Origin of the sequence: Pseudomonas sp. R76 (assembly GCF_009834565.1) — a bacterium.
Taxonomy (GTDB): Bacteria; Pseudomonadota; Gammaproteobacteria; order Pseudomonadales; family Pseudomonadaceae; genus Aquipseudomonas.
Map to the genome: position 1 here is coordinate 6,240,514 of NZ_CP019428.1, position 15,070 is coordinate 6,255,583.

General features: G+C 60.2%; 15 protein-coding genes and 1 pseudogene. 11 read left to right on the top strand and 5 right to left on the bottom strand.

All coding sequences use genetic code 11. The features are described from left to right. Positions 1 to 4: 4 nt before the first annotated feature. Together PspR76_RS28295 and PspR76_RS28300 are read right to left on the bottom strand one after the other, a co-directional pair. The gene (locus PspR76_RS28295; protein WP_128588989.1) at positions 5 to 535 is read right to left on the bottom strand and encodes a DUF5943 domain-containing protein; all 531 of its coding nucleotides are present in this window, start codon (positions 533 to 535) and stop codon (positions 5 to 7) included. A gap of 77 nt (positions 536 to 612) precedes the next feature. After that, positions 613 to 1,590: a dipeptidase gene (locus PspR76_RS28300; RefSeq protein ID WP_016972866.1), complete on the bottom strand. Its 978-nt coding sequence runs from the start codon at positions 1,588 to 1,590 to the stop codon at positions 613 to 615. 218 nt (positions 1,591 to 1,808) lie between these two features. On the opposite strand from PspR76_RS28300, the gene PspR76_RS28305 reads away from it, so the two are divergent. Together PspR76_RS28305 and PspR76_RS28310 are read left to right on the top strand one after the other, a co-directional pair. Beyond that, entirely contained in the window at positions 1,809 to 2,210 is a 402-nt protein-coding gene (locus tag PspR76_RS28305) for a lysozyme inhibitor LprI family protein (RefSeq protein WP_056857778.1), read from the top strand. Between the two features lie 40 nt (positions 2,211 to 2,250). Next, a complete protein-coding gene (locus PspR76_RS28310) occupies positions 2,251 to 2,667 on the top strand; it encodes a DUF3010 family protein (RefSeq protein WP_159960485.1) in 417 nt (138 codons plus the stop codon). A 201-nt stretch (positions 2,668 to 2,868) separates the two neighbouring features. On the opposite strand, the gene PspR76_RS28315 is transcribed toward PspR76_RS28310, so the two are convergent. Beyond that, on the bottom strand, positions 2,869 to 3,813 hold the full coding sequence (locus PspR76_RS28315; protein ID WP_159960487.1) for a GlxA family transcriptional regulator: 945 nt from the start codon (positions 3,811 to 3,813) through the stop codon (positions 2,869 to 2,871). 194 nt (positions 3,814 to 4,007) lie between these two features. Between PspR76_RS28315 and PspR76_RS28320 the strand changes: the two genes are divergently transcribed. From PspR76_RS28320 to PspR76_RS28345, 6 genes and pseudogenes are all read left to right on the top strand, one after another. After that, complete coding sequence (locus PspR76_RS28320; protein ID WP_159960489.1) at positions 4,008 to 4,952, top strand: choline ABC transporter substrate-binding protein; 945 nt, start codon at positions 4,008 to 4,010, stop codon at positions 4,950 to 4,952. 77 nt (positions 4,953 to 5,029) lie between these two features. Beyond that, positions 5,030 to 5,917, top strand: a complete 888-nt coding sequence (locus tag PspR76_RS28325; protein WP_159960491.1) for a 3-keto-5-aminohexanoate cleavage protein — start codon at positions 5,030 to 5,032, stop codon at positions 5,915 to 5,917. A gap of 178 nt (positions 5,918 to 6,095) precedes the next feature. After that, positions 6,096 to 7,061: an L-carnitine dehydrogenase gene (locus tag PspR76_RS28330; protein ID WP_159960493.1), complete on the top strand. Its 966-nt coding sequence runs from the start codon at positions 6,096 to 6,098 to the stop codon at positions 7,059 to 7,061. 120 nt (positions 7,062 to 7,181) lie between these two features. Beyond that, positions 7,182 to 7,661 (top strand): thioesterase family protein, encoded by a 480-nt coding sequence (locus PspR76_RS28335; RefSeq protein ID WP_159960495.1) that lies wholly within the window; start codon positions 7,182 to 7,184, stop codon positions 7,659 to 7,661. Between the two features lie 67 nt (positions 7,662 to 7,728). Continuing rightward, positions 7,729 to 7,848, top strand: a pseudogene (locus PspR76_RS28340) (gamma-butyrobetaine dioxygenase); the annotation flags it as partial. Between the two features lie 382 nt (positions 7,849 to 8,230). Continuing rightward, the gene (locus PspR76_RS28345; protein ID WP_159960497.1) at positions 8,231 to 8,494 is read left to right on the top strand and encodes a hypothetical protein; all 264 of its coding nucleotides are present in this window, start codon (positions 8,231 to 8,233) and stop codon (positions 8,492 to 8,494) included. Positions 8,495 to 8,589: 95 nt separating this feature from the next. Here PspR76_RS28345 and PspR76_RS28350 read toward each other — a convergent pair whose 3' ends face one another. Then, a complete protein-coding gene (locus PspR76_RS28350; RefSeq protein ID WP_005792167.1) occupies positions 8,590 to 9,693 on the bottom strand; it encodes a GlxA family transcriptional regulator in 1,104 nt (367 codons plus the stop codon). A 505-nt stretch (positions 9,694 to 10,198) separates the two neighbouring features. Then, entirely contained in the window at positions 10,199 to 11,575 is a 1,377-nt protein-coding gene (locus tag PspR76_RS28355) for an L-serine ammonia-lyase (RefSeq protein ID WP_159960499.1), read from the bottom strand. A gap of 416 nt (positions 11,576 to 11,991) precedes the next feature. Here PspR76_RS28355 and PspR76_RS28360 point away from each other — a divergent pair, with 416 nt between their 5' ends. From PspR76_RS28360 to choV, 3 genes are all read left to right on the top strand, one after another. Then, positions 11,992 to 12,939: a choline ABC transporter substrate-binding protein gene (locus PspR76_RS28360; RefSeq protein ID WP_159960501.1), complete on the top strand. Its 948-nt coding sequence runs from the start codon at positions 11,992 to 11,994 to the stop codon at positions 12,937 to 12,939. A gap of 66 nt (positions 12,940 to 13,005) precedes the next feature. Next, positions 13,006 to 13,851: a choline ABC transporter permease subunit gene (gene choW, locus PspR76_RS28365; RefSeq protein WP_150295675.1), complete on the top strand. Its 846-nt coding sequence runs from the start codon at positions 13,006 to 13,008 to the stop codon at positions 13,849 to 13,851. Further along, positions 13,848 to 15,029, top strand: coding sequence for a choline ABC transporter ATP-binding protein (choV, locus tag PspR76_RS28370; protein WP_159960503.1), 1,182 nt, complete (start codon positions 13,848 to 13,850; stop codon positions 15,027 to 15,029). Before choW ends, choV begins: the two co-directional genes overlap by 4 nt. Positions 15,030 to 15,070 lie beyond the last annotated feature (41 nt).

The window sequence follows — 15,070 nt, forward strand, 5'->3', positions numbered from 1 at the left end:
CGACTTACAACGGCTTGACGGTGAACAGGCCGTCGTCGTGGCCCTCTTCGGAGCCTCCGTAGACTTGTTCGGCTACGGTGCGGATGTTGCTGCCACGCGCCTGCAGAATCTGGTCCATGGCGCCGGCAAACCAGCCGGTGAACATGTAGTCGACCTTGCGCCCAACCTTGCCGTACACGTAGACGAAGGCCGAGTGTTCGAGCTTGACGCTGGCGGTACCTTTGTCGAGGTCAATGTCCTGGATCTTGAACAGGCCCCAGCCGCGTTGCGACAGGCGCTTCATGTAGTGCTCAAACACCGCGACGCCTTCCAGGCCGTGGCATTCAGCTTCTTTTTCACACCAGTGCCAGGCGGATTTGTAGCCGGCCTTGTAGAGGATTTCGGCGTAGGCATCTGCGCCCAGCACTTCTTCGATACCGATGTGGTTGTTGACGAAGAAATGGCGCGGCACATACAGCATCGGCAGGGCGTCGGAGGTCCAGACACCGGTTTCGCTGTCGACTTCGATAGGCAATTGCGGGGCGATCTTGGCCATGGAAACTTAACTCCAGAAAATTCGTTTGGATGCCCCAGGCACCGGATGGCCTGGGGAAAAGAAATGTTGGCGGTGGCTTACTCGCCCCAGACGTCCTTCAGGACATTGACCCAGTTTTCGCCCATGATTTTGCGCACCACGCGCTCGCTGTGACCGCGCTTGAGCAGGGTCTCGGTGAGGTTGGGGAACTCGCCCACGGTGCGGATGCCCAGCGGGTTGATGATCTTGCCGAAGCTGGTCAGGCGGCGGGCGTAGCCCTTGTCGTGGGTCAGCATTTCGAAGAAATCCTGGCCATGGCCCTGGGTGAAGTCGGTGCCGATGCCGATGGCGTCTTCGCCGACGATGTTCATGGTGTATTCGATGGCTTCGGCGTAGTCGTCGATGGTGGAATCGATGCCCTTGGCCAGGAACGGCGCAAACATGGTTACGCCGACAAAACCGCCGTGGTCCGCAATAAACTTAAGCTCTTCATCGGACTTGTTGCGCGGGTGCTCTTTAAGACCTGAAGGCAGGCAGTGGGAGTAGCACACCGGTTTTTTCGATTCGAGGATGACTTCTTCGCTGGTCTTGGAGCCGACGTGGGACAGGTCGCACATGATGCCGACGCGGTTCATCTCGCCGACGACTTCACGGCCAAAGCCCGACAGGCCGCCGTCGCGCTCATAGCAGCCGGTGCCGACCAGGTTCTGGGTGTTGTAGCACATCTGTACAACGCCCACGCCGAGCTGCTTGAAGATCTCGACGTAGCCCAACTGGTCTTCAAACGCATGGGCGTTCTGGAAGCCGAAGATGATGCCGGTCTTGCCCTGCTCCTTGGCTTTGCGGATGTCGGCGGTGGTTTTCACCGGGATCACCAGGTCGCTGTTCTCACGGATCAGGGTCTGGCTGGCCACGATGTTATTGATCGTGGCCTGGAAGCCTTCCCACACCGACACCGTGCAGTTGGCGGCGGTCAGGCCACCTTTGCGCATGTCCTCGAACAGGTCACGGTTCCACTTGGCAATGATCAGCCCGTCGATAACGATGCTGTCGGCGTGCAATTCGGCTGGGCTCATCAGGCGTCCCCTTATTGGCGATTCATGCGCCGAATCGTCTGCCGGCGCTTTGGGGCCAGCATATGCCCAGGGGCTGAACGAACCGGGTGCAAAAACGACAGGGGAATTGCCGAAAGCGTCAATCCGCGACAAAGGCCTACATGACACGTCTGACTGACGACTGTTCTTTGTCTTACGCTTGAGCCAGAATTCCGCATCACCTGATATGAGACGGCGCAATGAAATCGATTTTCCTGGCTTTGGCACTCATCGCAACCGGCGTCCACGCGGCCGAAGACACGGACAACACGCCGTGCGATGGCATCGAGAACGACAAGCAAACCCTGGAATGCGCCACCTACAACAAGACCACCGCCGAGCAATTGCTCAAGGATAACTATCAAGGCTTGCTGGAACGCATGGGTTCGACCTATGGCAGCAACAAGTCGCAACTGGCCGACATTACCGCTCGTCTGAAGGATGCCCAGCAGAAATGGGAAAAACTGCGTGACGCCGATTGCGCCGTGGACACCTTCCCGGCGGTGAATGGCAGCAAGGACTACGCGATCCAGCAGAATGACTGCCTGGCGCGGATGAGTGATGAGCGGTCGGAGTTTTTGGAGTCGATTGGGCAGGAATAAGCGACAATCCCTGCCACTTTCCTCTGAATCAAGGCCATTCATGACTATCTGCGGCATCGAAATCAAGGGCAGCGAAGCCATCATCGCTGTCGCCTCACTGGACAGCCAGGCGCTGACACACGTCGCCCTGGCCACCAAGAAAATCGCCCTCGAAGATGACGATGAAGCGGCCAACGTCAAAGCCTTCGCCGCCCAGGTGAAGGCTTTCGTACAGGCAAACGCGATCACCCGCATTGCGATCAAGAAGCGCAGCAAAAAAGGCGAATTCGCCGGTGGCCCGACCACGTTCAAGATTGAAGGTGTGTTTCAGTTGCTGGATGGCGTTGAGGTGATGCTGTTGTCGCCGCAGACTATCAATGCGCAGAACAAGAAACACGGCTTTGAGCTGCCGGCCTCGCTGAACAAATATCAGCATGAGGCCTACAAGGCGGCGTGTTCGGCCCTGCTAAAAAAATAAGCCACAGCAAAGATCAATGTGGGAGCGGGCTTGCTCGCGAATGCGGTGTGTCAGTAACTGATGTGCTGACTGACCCACCGCATTCGCGAGCAAGCCCGCTCCCACAGTTGGTACGCGTGCATTTTTGAAGTACGTGGTGGAAGTACTGGAACCGCGATTTATACCTGATTATAGCCTCGACTATAATTGGCTAAAAAACGATCAAACCACCTCCTGTCGCCGATCCTCCCGCGGGCACTTGGCAAACCTCGCCCGATAGCTGCGGGTGAAATACGACGGCGACTCAAACCCGCACGCAATGCTCACCTCCAGCACACTCAGGTCGCTCTGGCGCAAGAGCTGCCGGGCTTTTTCCAGGCGCAGGCCGAGGTAGAAGTTGCTCGGCGTATCGTTCAAATGCAGACGAAACAACCGCTCCAACTGGCGCCGCGTGACTTTGATCGCGTCGGCCAATGCCAGGGTGCTCAGCGGCGGTTCAGTGTGTTGTTCCATCTCGCCAATCACCTGCACCAACTTCTTGTTGTTGATGCCGTAGCGCGTGGCGATCTGCATGCGCTGGTGGTCTTTGCGTGGGCGGATGCGGCTGAGTACGAATTGTTCGGAAACCTGGATCGCCAGCTCCGGGCCGTGGGCCTGGGCGATCAGGTCAAGCATCAGGTCGATGGACGCAGTGCCGCCGGCGCAGGTGATGCGGCGGCGATCGATCTCGAACAGTTCCTGGGTCACCGTGAGCTGTGGATAAGACTCCTTGAAGGCGTCGATGGCTTCCCAGTGCAGGGTGAGGCGGTGGCCGTCGAGCAAACCGGCCTCAGCGAGCACACAGGCGCCAGTGTCGATGGCGCCGAGGGTCACGCCTTCATGGTCGAGGCGGCGCAGCCAGTGTTCCAGCGCGGGTGTGGTGAACTTCAAGGGTTCGAAGCCGGCAACCACCATCAGCGTCGCGCCTTTTTTCAGCGGTTCCAGCGCCGCGTCGGCGTTGACCGACATGCCATTGCTCGCCAGCACCGCGCCGCCGTCGGCGCTCAACACATGCCAGCGGTACAGCTCGCCACGAAAGCGGTTGGCCACCCGCAGCGGTTCCAGCGCGGAGATAAAGCCGATGGCCGAGAAACCCGGCATCAACAGAAAGTAGAAATCCTGGGACATGGTGGCGCTCTCGTAGGACGGGCAGCGTGGTCACTGTGATACGCCAGTTCAACGGGCCATTCAAGAGCACAGGTCGCTGCAGTGCAAGAGCGGGTCGCCGCCGTGCGTTTTGTCGGGCCCGAAGGTACGTAACTTGATCCCACGGCGCACAAAGACGCCGGCCCCCACAATAACGACCTGCCGAGGGATCCACCATGAACCGACTGATCAGCCGCTGCGTGCTTGCACTCAGCGCCAGCGCCATTTTGAGCACCAGCGTATTCGCGGCCGACGCAGAATCCTGCCGGAACGTGCGCATGGGCGTGGTGAACTGGACCGACGTAATCGCCACCAGCGCCATGACCCAAGTGTTGCTCGATGGCCTCGGCTACAAGACCAAACAGACCAGCGCCTCCCAGCAAATCATCTTCGCGGGCATCCGTGACCAACGCCTGGATATGTTCCTGGGTTACTGGAACCCGTTGATGACCCAGACCATCACGCCGTTCGTCGATGCCAAGCAAGTCAAAGTCCTCGAGAAACCCAGCCTGGAAGACGCCCGCGCCACCCTCGCCGTGCCGACGTACCTGGCGGACAAGGGCCTGAAAACCTTCGCCGACATCGCCAAGTTCGAAAAAGAACTGGGCGGCAAGATCTACGGCATCGAGCCAGGCTCGGGCGCCAACACCCAGATCAAGGCGATGATCGCCAAGAACCAGTTCGGCCTGGGCAAGTTCCAGCTGGTGGAGTCCAGCGAGGCCGGCATGCTCGCCGCCGTCGACCGCGCGGTACGCCGCAAGGAAGCCGTGGTGTTCTTCGGCTGGGCGCCGCACCCGATGAACGTCAACGTCGCCATGACTTACCTCACCGGCAGCGACGACGCCCTGGGCCCGAACGAAGGCATGGCCACGGTGTGGAGCGTTACCTCGCCGACCTACGCCGAACAGTGCCCCAACGTGCACAAGTTGCTCACCAACCTGACCTTCACCGCCGCCGACGAGAGCCGGATGATGCAGCCGTTGCTGGATCACAAGGACGCCATCGAGTCCGCCAAGCAGTGGCTCAAGGACCACCCGCAAGACCAGCAGCGCTGGCTCGAAGGCGTGACCACCTTCGACGGCAAGCCCGCCGCGGCCAACCTGCAACTGACCAGCCAATAACCATATTCGAATCACCGTGTCGCAGCCGCTGTGGGCTGCGAGCGGCATCACTACGCCCGCCTGTAAGGAACCGCCTCATGAACCACGACGTCATCATCACCTGCGCACTCACCGGTGCTGGCGACACGACCGGCAGAAGCCCACACGTGCCCGTCACGCCCAAACAAATCGCCGCCGCTGCAGTAGAAGCCGCCAAGGCCGGCGCGACCGTGGTGCACTGCCACGTGCGTGACCCCGAAACCGGCAAGTTCAGCCGCGACGTTGCCCTGTACCGCGAAGTGATGGAGCGCATCCGCGAGGCCGACATCGACATCATCGTCAACCTCACCGCCGGCATGGGCGGCGACCTGGAAATCGGTGGCGGCGAGAACCCCATGGAGTTCGGCCCCAACACCGACCTGGTCGGCCCACTGACCCGCCTGGCCCACGTGGAAGAGCTGCTGCCGGAAATCTGCACCCTCGATTGCGGCACGCTGAACTTCGGCGATGGCGACACCATTTACGTGTCCACCCCGGCGCAATTGCGCGCTGGCGCCAAACGTATTCAAGAGCTGGGCGTTAAGCCTGAGCTGGAAATTTTCGACACCGGCCACCTGTGGTTCGCCAAGCAGATGATCAAGGAAGGCCTGCTCGACAACCCGCTGTTCCAACTGTGCCTGGGCATCCCATGGGGCGCACCGGCCGACACCACCACCATGAAAGCCATGGTCGACAACCTGCCCGCCGACGCGGTATGGGCCGGTTTCGGCATCGGCCGCATGCAAATGCCGATGGCCGCGCAAGCGGTGCTGCTGGGCGGCAACGTGCGGGTCGGCCTGGAAGACAACCTGTGGCTGGACAAAGGCGTGCTGGCCACCAACGGCCAACTGGTGGAGCGCGCGAGTGAAATCCTCAGCCGCCTGGGCGCGCGGGTCATGACCCCGGCGGAAGGCCGAATCAAGATGGGCCTGACCAAGCGCGGCTAATTTTTCCAAACACTACTGCACCCTGTGGGAGTCGGGCTTGTGTGGGAGCGGGCTTGCTCGCGAATGCGGTGAATCAGTCACCGAATGCATCAACTGACACACCGCATTCGCGAGCAAGCCCGCTCCCACATTGAACCGGTTACTCATACAGAATTTGCGAATACTTTAGGAAGTCGACATGCGCTTTATCACCGAAATCAAAACCTTCGCCGCCCTCGGCAGCGGCGTTATCGGCAGCGGCTGGGTGTCCCGCGCCCTCGCCCACGGCCTGGATGTAATCGCCTGGGACCCGGCGCCCGGCGCCGAAGCGGCCCTGCGCAAACGCGTCGCCAACGCCTGGGGCGCCTTGGAAAAACAAGGCCTGGCGCCAGGCGCCTCCCAAGACCGCCTGCGCTTTGTCGCCACTATCGAAGAGTGCGTGAAAGACGCCGATTTCATCCAGGAAAGCGCCCCGGAACGCCTGGACCTCAAGCTGCAATTGCACAGCAAAATCAGCGCGGCGGCCAAACCGAATGCGTTGATTGGTTCAAGCACTTCAGGCCTGTTGCCGAGTGAGTTCTACGAGGGTTCCACTCACCCGGAACGCTGCGTGGTCGGCCACCCGTTCAACCCGGTTTACCTGCTGCCGCTGGTGGAAGTGGTAGGCGGCAAAAATACCGCACCCGAGGCTATTCAAGCGGCGATGAAGGTGTATGAATCCCTCGGCATGCGCCCGCTGCACGTGCGCAAGGAAGTGCCAGGGTTTATCGCCGACCGCTTGCTCGAAGCGCTGTGGCGTGAGGCGCTGCACCTGGTCAACGACGGCGTGGCAACCACCGGCGAAATCGACGATGCCATCCGTTTTGGCGCCGGGCTGCGCTGGTCGTTCATGGGCACCTTCCTCACTTACACCCTGGCCGGAGGCGATGCCGGCATGCGGCATTTCATGGCGCAGTTCGGCCCGGCGCTGCAGTTGCCGTGGACGTATTTGCCGGCGCCGGAGCTGACCGACAAGTTGATTGATGATGTGGTGGATGGCACCAGTGAACAGCTGGGCAAGCACAGCATTTCGGCGCTGGAGCGCTATCGTGATGATTGCCTGTTGGCGGTGCTGGAAGCGGTAAAAACCACCAAAGCCAAACACGGCATGAGCTTCGCTGAATAACCGCTGTTGATTTCCTGTGGGAGCTGGCTTGCCTGCGATAGCGGTGTACGACTCACCGCCGCCATCGCAGGCAAGCCAGCTCCCACATTTTGACCGAGTACATTGTTCGGAATCTACGCCATGCCTGCACTGACGACTTACACCACCAACATCCAGCCCGACTGGGTAGATTACAACGGCCACCTGCGCGATGCGTTCTACCTGCTGATCTTCAGCTACGCCACCGACGCGTTGATGGACACTCTGGGTTTGGACAGTGAAAACCGTGAGGCCAGCGGCCATTCACTGTTCACTTTGGAACTGCACCTGAACTACCTGCACGAGGTAAAACTGGGTGCCAAGGTAGAAGTGCACACCCAATTGATCGCCCACGATGCCAAGCGCCTGCACCTCTATCACAGCCTGCATTGGGTGGGCGACGACAAGGAACTGGCGGGCAACGAGCAGATGCTGCTGCACGTCGACCTCGCCGGCCCGCACTCAGCGCCGTTTACCGAAGCGACCCTGGAAAAACTCATCGCCATCAGCGCTGATCAGGCCGACCTGCCCCGGCCTGCCCTGCTCGGTCGTGTGATTGGATTGCCGCCCAAAAAACACTAAGGAATCGCAATGCAAACCGCCGCCGCTGTTGCCGATTTTCGTACTTGCACTGCCCCTATTCGACTATGCGGCCGTGATGGAAGACCCCGAGGCGTTTCGCGCGCTGTGTGAAATCCCCGTGGAGTTTCGCAATAAAGACCGTCACAGCGACGATCGCCGGCTGGCGCCGATCATTGCGCTGGATGCAAAGGTAGACCGAGGTGCGGCCTTCGCGAGCAAGCCCGCTCCCACATTAGACCGAGTTCCAAAGTTGGAATGCAGTCAAATGTGGGAGCGGGCTTGCTCGCGAAGAGGCCAGCACAGCCACCACAAACCTCAGCAAAAAAAGCCCCGTCCAGCCGTGACTGGATCGGGGCAGAGTGCTTGGTGTGAGCGTGACATCCCGAGGGTGACCAAACCTTCAAGGTGCGTGCCTGGCGTTCAGTGTGCCTATTACTTCTGTCGGTAAATGACCCGAAAACGACCTGCTCATAGCCATATGAGCCATTCGTTGAATCTGCCCTTGCCGACCGGTCGAGGGCCTACCAGAATCCAAGTCAATCCCCGCTCCCTACACCAGGATGAACGTCATGATGCACGCGGATTTGATTGACCAGGATGACCTGCTGGGCCAACTGCGCTCGCTGGGTTTTGAAGTGTCCAGCGGTGCTACCGCCGAGCAGGCCTGCGATTGCGCAGTGCGCGGCTTGAGCGCGGCCCGGGCCAAGGCGCTCAAGGGCATGGTGGAACAGATGTACACCGGCAGCGCGACGATCCTGCCGGCAGTGCGGCAGGCGATCGACAAGCAGTTGTTGCCGGCTTTGGTGCAGTTCAAGCAAAACTCTGGCGCCTGACAGATCGCTATCGCGGGCAAGCCCGCTCCCACCTTTGAATGTATTCACACATCAAAAGGTGGGAGCTGGCTTGCCTGCGATGCAGGCGACTCGGTCTAGAGCCTTACACTCGCGAAAGTCGACTCATTCCTGGCCTGGCTCAACGCCGACATCGGCCCCGACAACGGTGACAACACCAGCGCCTGCGGAATCGGCATCATCGCCACTTGCTGGGTGGTGTTGGACCCTACGCGCTCATCCCGTGGTGGAATGCCGAAGTATTCGCGGTAGCACTTGGAGAAGTGCGGCGTGGACACAAACCCGCACACCGAGGCCACTTCGATGATCGACATCGGCGTTTGCTTGAGCAACTGCCGTGCACGGATCAGGCGCAGCTTGAGGTAGTAGCGCGACGGCGAGCAGTGCAGGTATTTCTGGAACAGCCGCTCCAACTGGCGACGCGACACGGCGACGTACACCGCCAGCTCGTCCAGGTCGATCGGCTCTTCGAGGTTGGCTTCCATCAACGCAACGATTTCCTGCAGCTTCGGCTGGTTGGTGCCGAGCATGTGCTTGAGCGGCACGCGCTGGTGATCCTGTTCGTTGCGGATGCGTTCGTACACAAACATTTCGGAAATCGCGGCGGACAATTCACGGCCGTGGTCGCGGCTGATCAGGTGCAGCATCATGTCCAGCGGCGCGGTGCCGCCGGAGCTGGTGAAGCGGTTACGGTCGAGGGTGAACAGGCGTGTGCTCATGGCCACACGCGGGAAGGCTTCCTGCATCGACGCCAGGCATTCCCAGTGCACGCTGCAATCAAAACCGTCGAGCAAGCCGGCGCAGGCCAAGGCCCAACTGCCGGTGCACACGGCGCCAAGGCGACGCGACTGGCGCGCCTGGCTTTGCAGCCACGACACGTGCTCACGGGTGACGGTGCGCTGGATACCCACGCCGCCGCACACAATTACAGTGTCCAGGGCCGGGGCTTTGTGCATGGAGGCATCGGGGGTGATTTGCAGACCGTCGCTGGCCCACACCTGGTTTCCGTCGACACTCAGGGTTGTCCAGCGATACAGCTCGCGGCCGGACAGCTGGTTGGCCATGCGCAGGGGTTCCACTGCGGACGCCAGGGAAATCAGCGTGAAATTGTCCAGCAGCAAAAAGCCGATGGATTGAGGCGCACGGTTCTGGGGTTGAGCCCCGGAGTTGAACGACGTCATCGCGGTATCTCCTCACACAAAGCGGGTGATGGCCTCAGGCGAGGCTCTTGTTATTGCGCTCGCCCTGGAAAGGAGAGGCTTTGAATTGATAGAGCAAATGCCATGCCTAAAATTGAATGGCCATTCAATAACTCCTGAAAACGACCTGATGACGCGTCTATATAAGCCCGCGCAACGAGTGCGGGATATGACCCGAAAAGGCCATTGGAGCGAGCCTGATCACGGGGTGTGAGCAGATCGGTAGCACTTGTGGGAAGGCGCTTTGAGCGCGTGGGAAAAGTCTGTCACCGCACGCACGGGTGACGGGTGGTCGGGCGAGGAATCGTCTGAGGGCTACTTGTCTGTTTGCGACGCGCTAAAAGGTGGCGCTTTTGGATCCGGGTGTTCACTTTATGAGCAGTTTGGCTGAGCCACCGCTATCGCGGGCAAGCCCGCTCCCACATTTTGACCTGTGAATACATTCAAAGGTGGGAGCTGGCTTGCCTGCGATGCAGGCGACTCGGTCTCAGCACTCAACCGCACTCACCGCCAACCCACCCCGCGAGGTTTCTTTGTACTTGTCATGCATGTCCGCGCCGGTATCGCGCATGGTACGGATCACGCGGTCCAGGGAGATAAAGTGCTGGCCGTCGCCACGCAGGGCCATTTGCGCCGCGTTGATCGCTTTCACTGCCGCAATCGCGTTGCGCTCGATGCACGGCACTTGCACCAGCCCGCCCACCGGGTCGCAGGTCAGGCCGAGGTTGTGTTCCAGGCCGATTTCGGCGGCGTTGCACACCTGCTCCGGCGTGGCGCCGAGAATCTCGGCCAACCCGGCGGCGGCCATGGCGCAGGCCGAACCCACCTCACCCTGGCAGCCGACTTCGGCGCCGGAAATTGACGCGTTCTTTTTGCACAGAATGCCCACCGCCGCCGCGCCGAGCAGGTAGTCGACGACGTTGGCTTCAGTGACCTCTTCGCTGAACTTCATAAAGTAGTGCAGCACCGCCGGGATGATGCCTGCCGCGCCATTGGTGGGCGCGGTGACCATGCGCCCACCGGCGGCGTTTTCTTCATTCACCGCCAGGGCGAACAGGTTGACCCATTCCATGGCGCTCAAGGTCGAACCGATCACATTGGGCTTGTTCAACTCCTGCAAGCTGCGATGCAACTTGGCAGCGCGGCGACGCACATTGAGCCCGCCCGGCAGGATGCCTTCGTGCTTGAGGCCCTGCTCCACGCAATCCTGCATGGCGCGCCACAGCTTCATCAGGCCGCTGCGGATTTCCTCTTCGCTGCGCCAGGTCTTTTCATTCGCCAGCATCAATTCGGCGACGCGCAGGTTGTGGGTCTTGCACAGCTGCAACAGCTCTACCGCGCTGGAAAAATCATACGGCAGTTCGGTGCGGTCCATATCGGCCACGCCGCTTTGCGCCTGGGCTTGATCCACGACAAAACCGCCACCCACCGAATAGTAAGTGTCGCGGTGCAGCTCGCCGTTATCGCCGAACACGACAAGGGTCATGGCGTTGGGGTGAAACGGCAGGTTTTCGTCGAGCAGGCGCATGTCGCGCGCCCAGATGAATGGCACCGGCAAACGGCCGTCGAGCAGCAGGGTGTCGGTCTCGCGCAGGGTGTGAATACGCAGGCCGATTTGCGAGGGGTCGATTGCGTCGGGCCACTCGCCCATCAGGCCCATGATGGTGGCGGTGTCGCTGCCGTGGCCGATGCCGGTGGCCGACAAAGAGCCGTACAGCTGAACTTCGACGCGCCTGACTTGTTCCAACCATTCACGTTCACGTAATGCCTGGACGAACAACGCCGCGGCGCGCATGGGGCCGACGGTGTGAGAACTAGAAGGCCCGATGCCGATCTTGAACAGGTCGAAAACGCTGATAGCCATTGCGGTAGAACTCCTCGATAAGCACGGCCAGGCTTGAACGAGGTGCTACGCTCAGATCGCCCAGATGGCGGCATCATCAAGCTTTTATCCGCCCTCACGGCGTCTCACACCGACGCATCCATGCTCACCAGCGTCGCTCCTGTGCGATCAAGCGTTTTGGCCGTTTTTAGCGGTGCAGATCGGTAAAAACAGCGGTTTTGCCTTTGGAAAAATCTGTAAGCGACGTCACCGACACTGGATACGACCATCCCTGTACTGGATACGACGCACCCTGTAGGCGTCAGATTTTCACTGGTACATGATCAGTCTCGACTCGTTTGCAAGGCACCGCGCCGCCGCTTTGTCGCACGCCCCAACCGCAACACTTATAAAGCGCGGCGAATGCCGCCAGAAAAAAGACACAGGAGTCTACCCCGATGAAAGGTTCACCCTCGTTGTTGTTGGCCGCCATGCTGAGTCTGCCAGTCCTGGCAAACGCTGCAGAACCGGAACAGTGCAAGACCGTTAACTTCTCCGATGTCGGCTGGACCGACATCACCGTCACTACCGCAACCACCAGCGAAGTCCTCAAGGGCCTCGGCTACAAGCCACGCACCACGATGATCTCGGTGCCGGTGACGTACAAGTCGCTGGCCGACGGCAAGAACATGGACATCTTCCTCGGCAACTGGATGCCGACCATGGAGAACGACATCAAGCAGTACCGTGATGCCGGCACCGTGGAAACCGTGCGCGCCAACCTGGAAAACGCCAAGTACACCCTGGCCGTCCCGGAAGCGCTGTACAACAAGGGCCTGAAAGACTTCGCCGACATCGTCAAATTCAAGGATGAACTGGGCGGCAAGATCTACGGCATCGAGCCGGGCAACGACGGCAACCGCACCATCCAGACCCTCATCGACAAAGACGCCTTCGGCCTGAAAACCGCAGGTTTCAAAGTGGTCGAGTCCAGCGAAGCCGGGATGCTCTCGCAGGTGGAACGCGCCACCAAACGCGACCAGGCCATCGTGTTCCTCGGCTGGGAACCGCACCCGATGAACACCCGCTTCAAGATGAAGTACCTGACCGGTGGTGACGACTCGTTCGGCCCCAACTACGGCCAGGCCACCATCTACACCAACGTTCGCAAGGGCTACACCCAGGAATGCAGCAACGTGGGTCAGTTGCTGAAAAACCTGTCGTTCACCTTGAACATGGAAAGCACCCTGATGGGCAACGTCCTGGACGACAAGATGAAGCCCGACGCCGCGGCGAAAGCCTGGCTGAAGAAGAACCCGCAAGTGCTCGACACCTGGCTGGCCGGTGTGACCACCGTCGATGGCAAACCAGGGTTGGAGGCCGTCAAGGAATACCTCGCTAAGTAAGTGCTGACCCCAGGCCGGTGCGCTGGCCTGGGATGTTTTCCCCTTCGCATGTGGACATTCACTACCATGCTGACTGAACAGAAAATCCCACTAGGCCAGTACATCGCTGCCTTCGTCGAATGGTTGACCAAACACGGTGCCAACTATTTCGACGCAATCGCATCGACCCTGGAAACGATGATCCACGGCGTGACGTTTGCGCTGACCTGGTTCAATCCGCTGGCATTGATCGGTCTGATTGCGCTACTCGCTCACTTTATTCAACGCAAATGGGGCCTGACTGTTTTTGTCATCGCCTCCTTCCTGCTAATCCTCAACCTGGGGTACTGGCAGGAAACCATGGAAACCCTCGCGCAGGTGTTGTTCGCCACCCTGGTCTGCGTGGTCATCGGCGTGCCGCTGGGCATTGTTGCCGCGCACAAACCGATGTTCTACACCCTGATGCGGCCGGTGCTCGATCTGATGCAGACCGTACCGACCTTCGTCTACCTCATCCCTACCCTGACCCTCTTCGGGCTGGGTGTGGTGCCTGGGCTGATCTCCACGGTGGTGTTCGCGATTGCCGCGCCCATCCGCCTGACTTACCTGGGTATCCGTGATGTGCCGCAAGAGTTGATGGACGCCGGCAAGGCCTTTGGCTGCTCGCGCCGTCAGTTGCTCTCGCGGATTGAACTGCCCCACGCCATGCCGAGCATTGCCGCCGGCATTACCCAATGCATCATGCTGTCGTTGTCGATGGTGGTGATCGCGGCCCTGGTGGGCGCCGACGGCCTCGGCAAGCCGGTGGTCAACGCGCTGAACACCGCTGACATCGCCTTGGGCTTTGAAGCTGGCCTGGCAATCGTGTTGCTGGCCATCATGCTCGACCGCATCTGCAAACAACCCGACGCCAAAGTAGGGGGTGATGCATGAGCATTATCCGATTCGACAATGTCGATGTGATCTTCTCCAAAGACCCGCGCGAGGCACTCAAGCTGCTCGACCAGGGCATGCACCGCAACGAGATCCTGAAAAAGACCGGGCAGATTGTCGGCGTTGAAAAAGCCAGCCTGGACATCGAAAAAGGCGAGATCTGCGTGCTCATGGGCCTGTCGGGCTCGGGCAAGTCGAGCTTGCTGCGCTGCATCAACGGCCTCAACACCGTCAGCCGTGGCCAGCTGTTTGTGGAGCACGAAGGGCGCCAGATCGACATCGCATCGTGCACGCCTGCCGAGCTGAAGATGATGCGCACCAAGCGTATCGCCATGGTGTTCCAGAAGTTCGCCCTGATGCCTTGGCTGACGGTGCGCGAGAACATCAGCTTCGGCCTGGAAATGCAGGGCCGCCCGGAGAAAGAACGGCGCAAGCTGGTGGACGAGAAACTTGAACTGGTGGGCCTGGCCCAATGGCGTAACAAGAAGCCGGACGAGCTGTCCGGCGGCATGCAGCAGCGCGTCGGCCTGGCCCGCGCGTTGGCGATGGACGCCGATATCCTGCTGATGGACGAACCTTTCTCCGCCCTCGACCCGCTGATCCGCCAAGGCCTGCAAGATGAATTGCTGGAGCTGCAACGCAAGCTGAGCAAGACCATTGTGTTCGTGAGCCACGACCTGGATGAGGCGCTCAAATTGGGTAGCCGCATTGCGATCATGAAAGACGGCAAGATCATCCAGTACAGCGTGCCGGAAGAGATCGTGCTGAACCCGGCGGACGACTATGTGCGCACCTTCGTCGCCCACACCAACCCGCTGAACGTACTGTGCGGTCGCAGCCTGATGCGCACCCTGGACAACTGCAAACGCATCAACGGTTCAGTGTGCCTCGATCCTGGTGGCGATTCGTGGCTGGACCTGGCCGAAGGCAACACCATCCAGGGCGCTCGCCAGAATGGCGCGGTGCTGAACCTGCAGAACTGGGCGCCAGGGCAAGCGGTAGAAGGCCTGGGCCGGGTGCCGACGCTGGTGGATTCGAATATCGGCATGCGCGATGCATTGCAGATTCGTTATCACACCGGGAACAAGTTGGTGCTGCATGACAGCAACAATAAGGTGGTGGGGATCTTGGGCGACAGTGAGCTTTACCACGCGCTGCTGGGCAAGAACCTGGGCTAAGGCTCCCACATTTGATCTTGATCGTTCCCACGCTCTGCGTG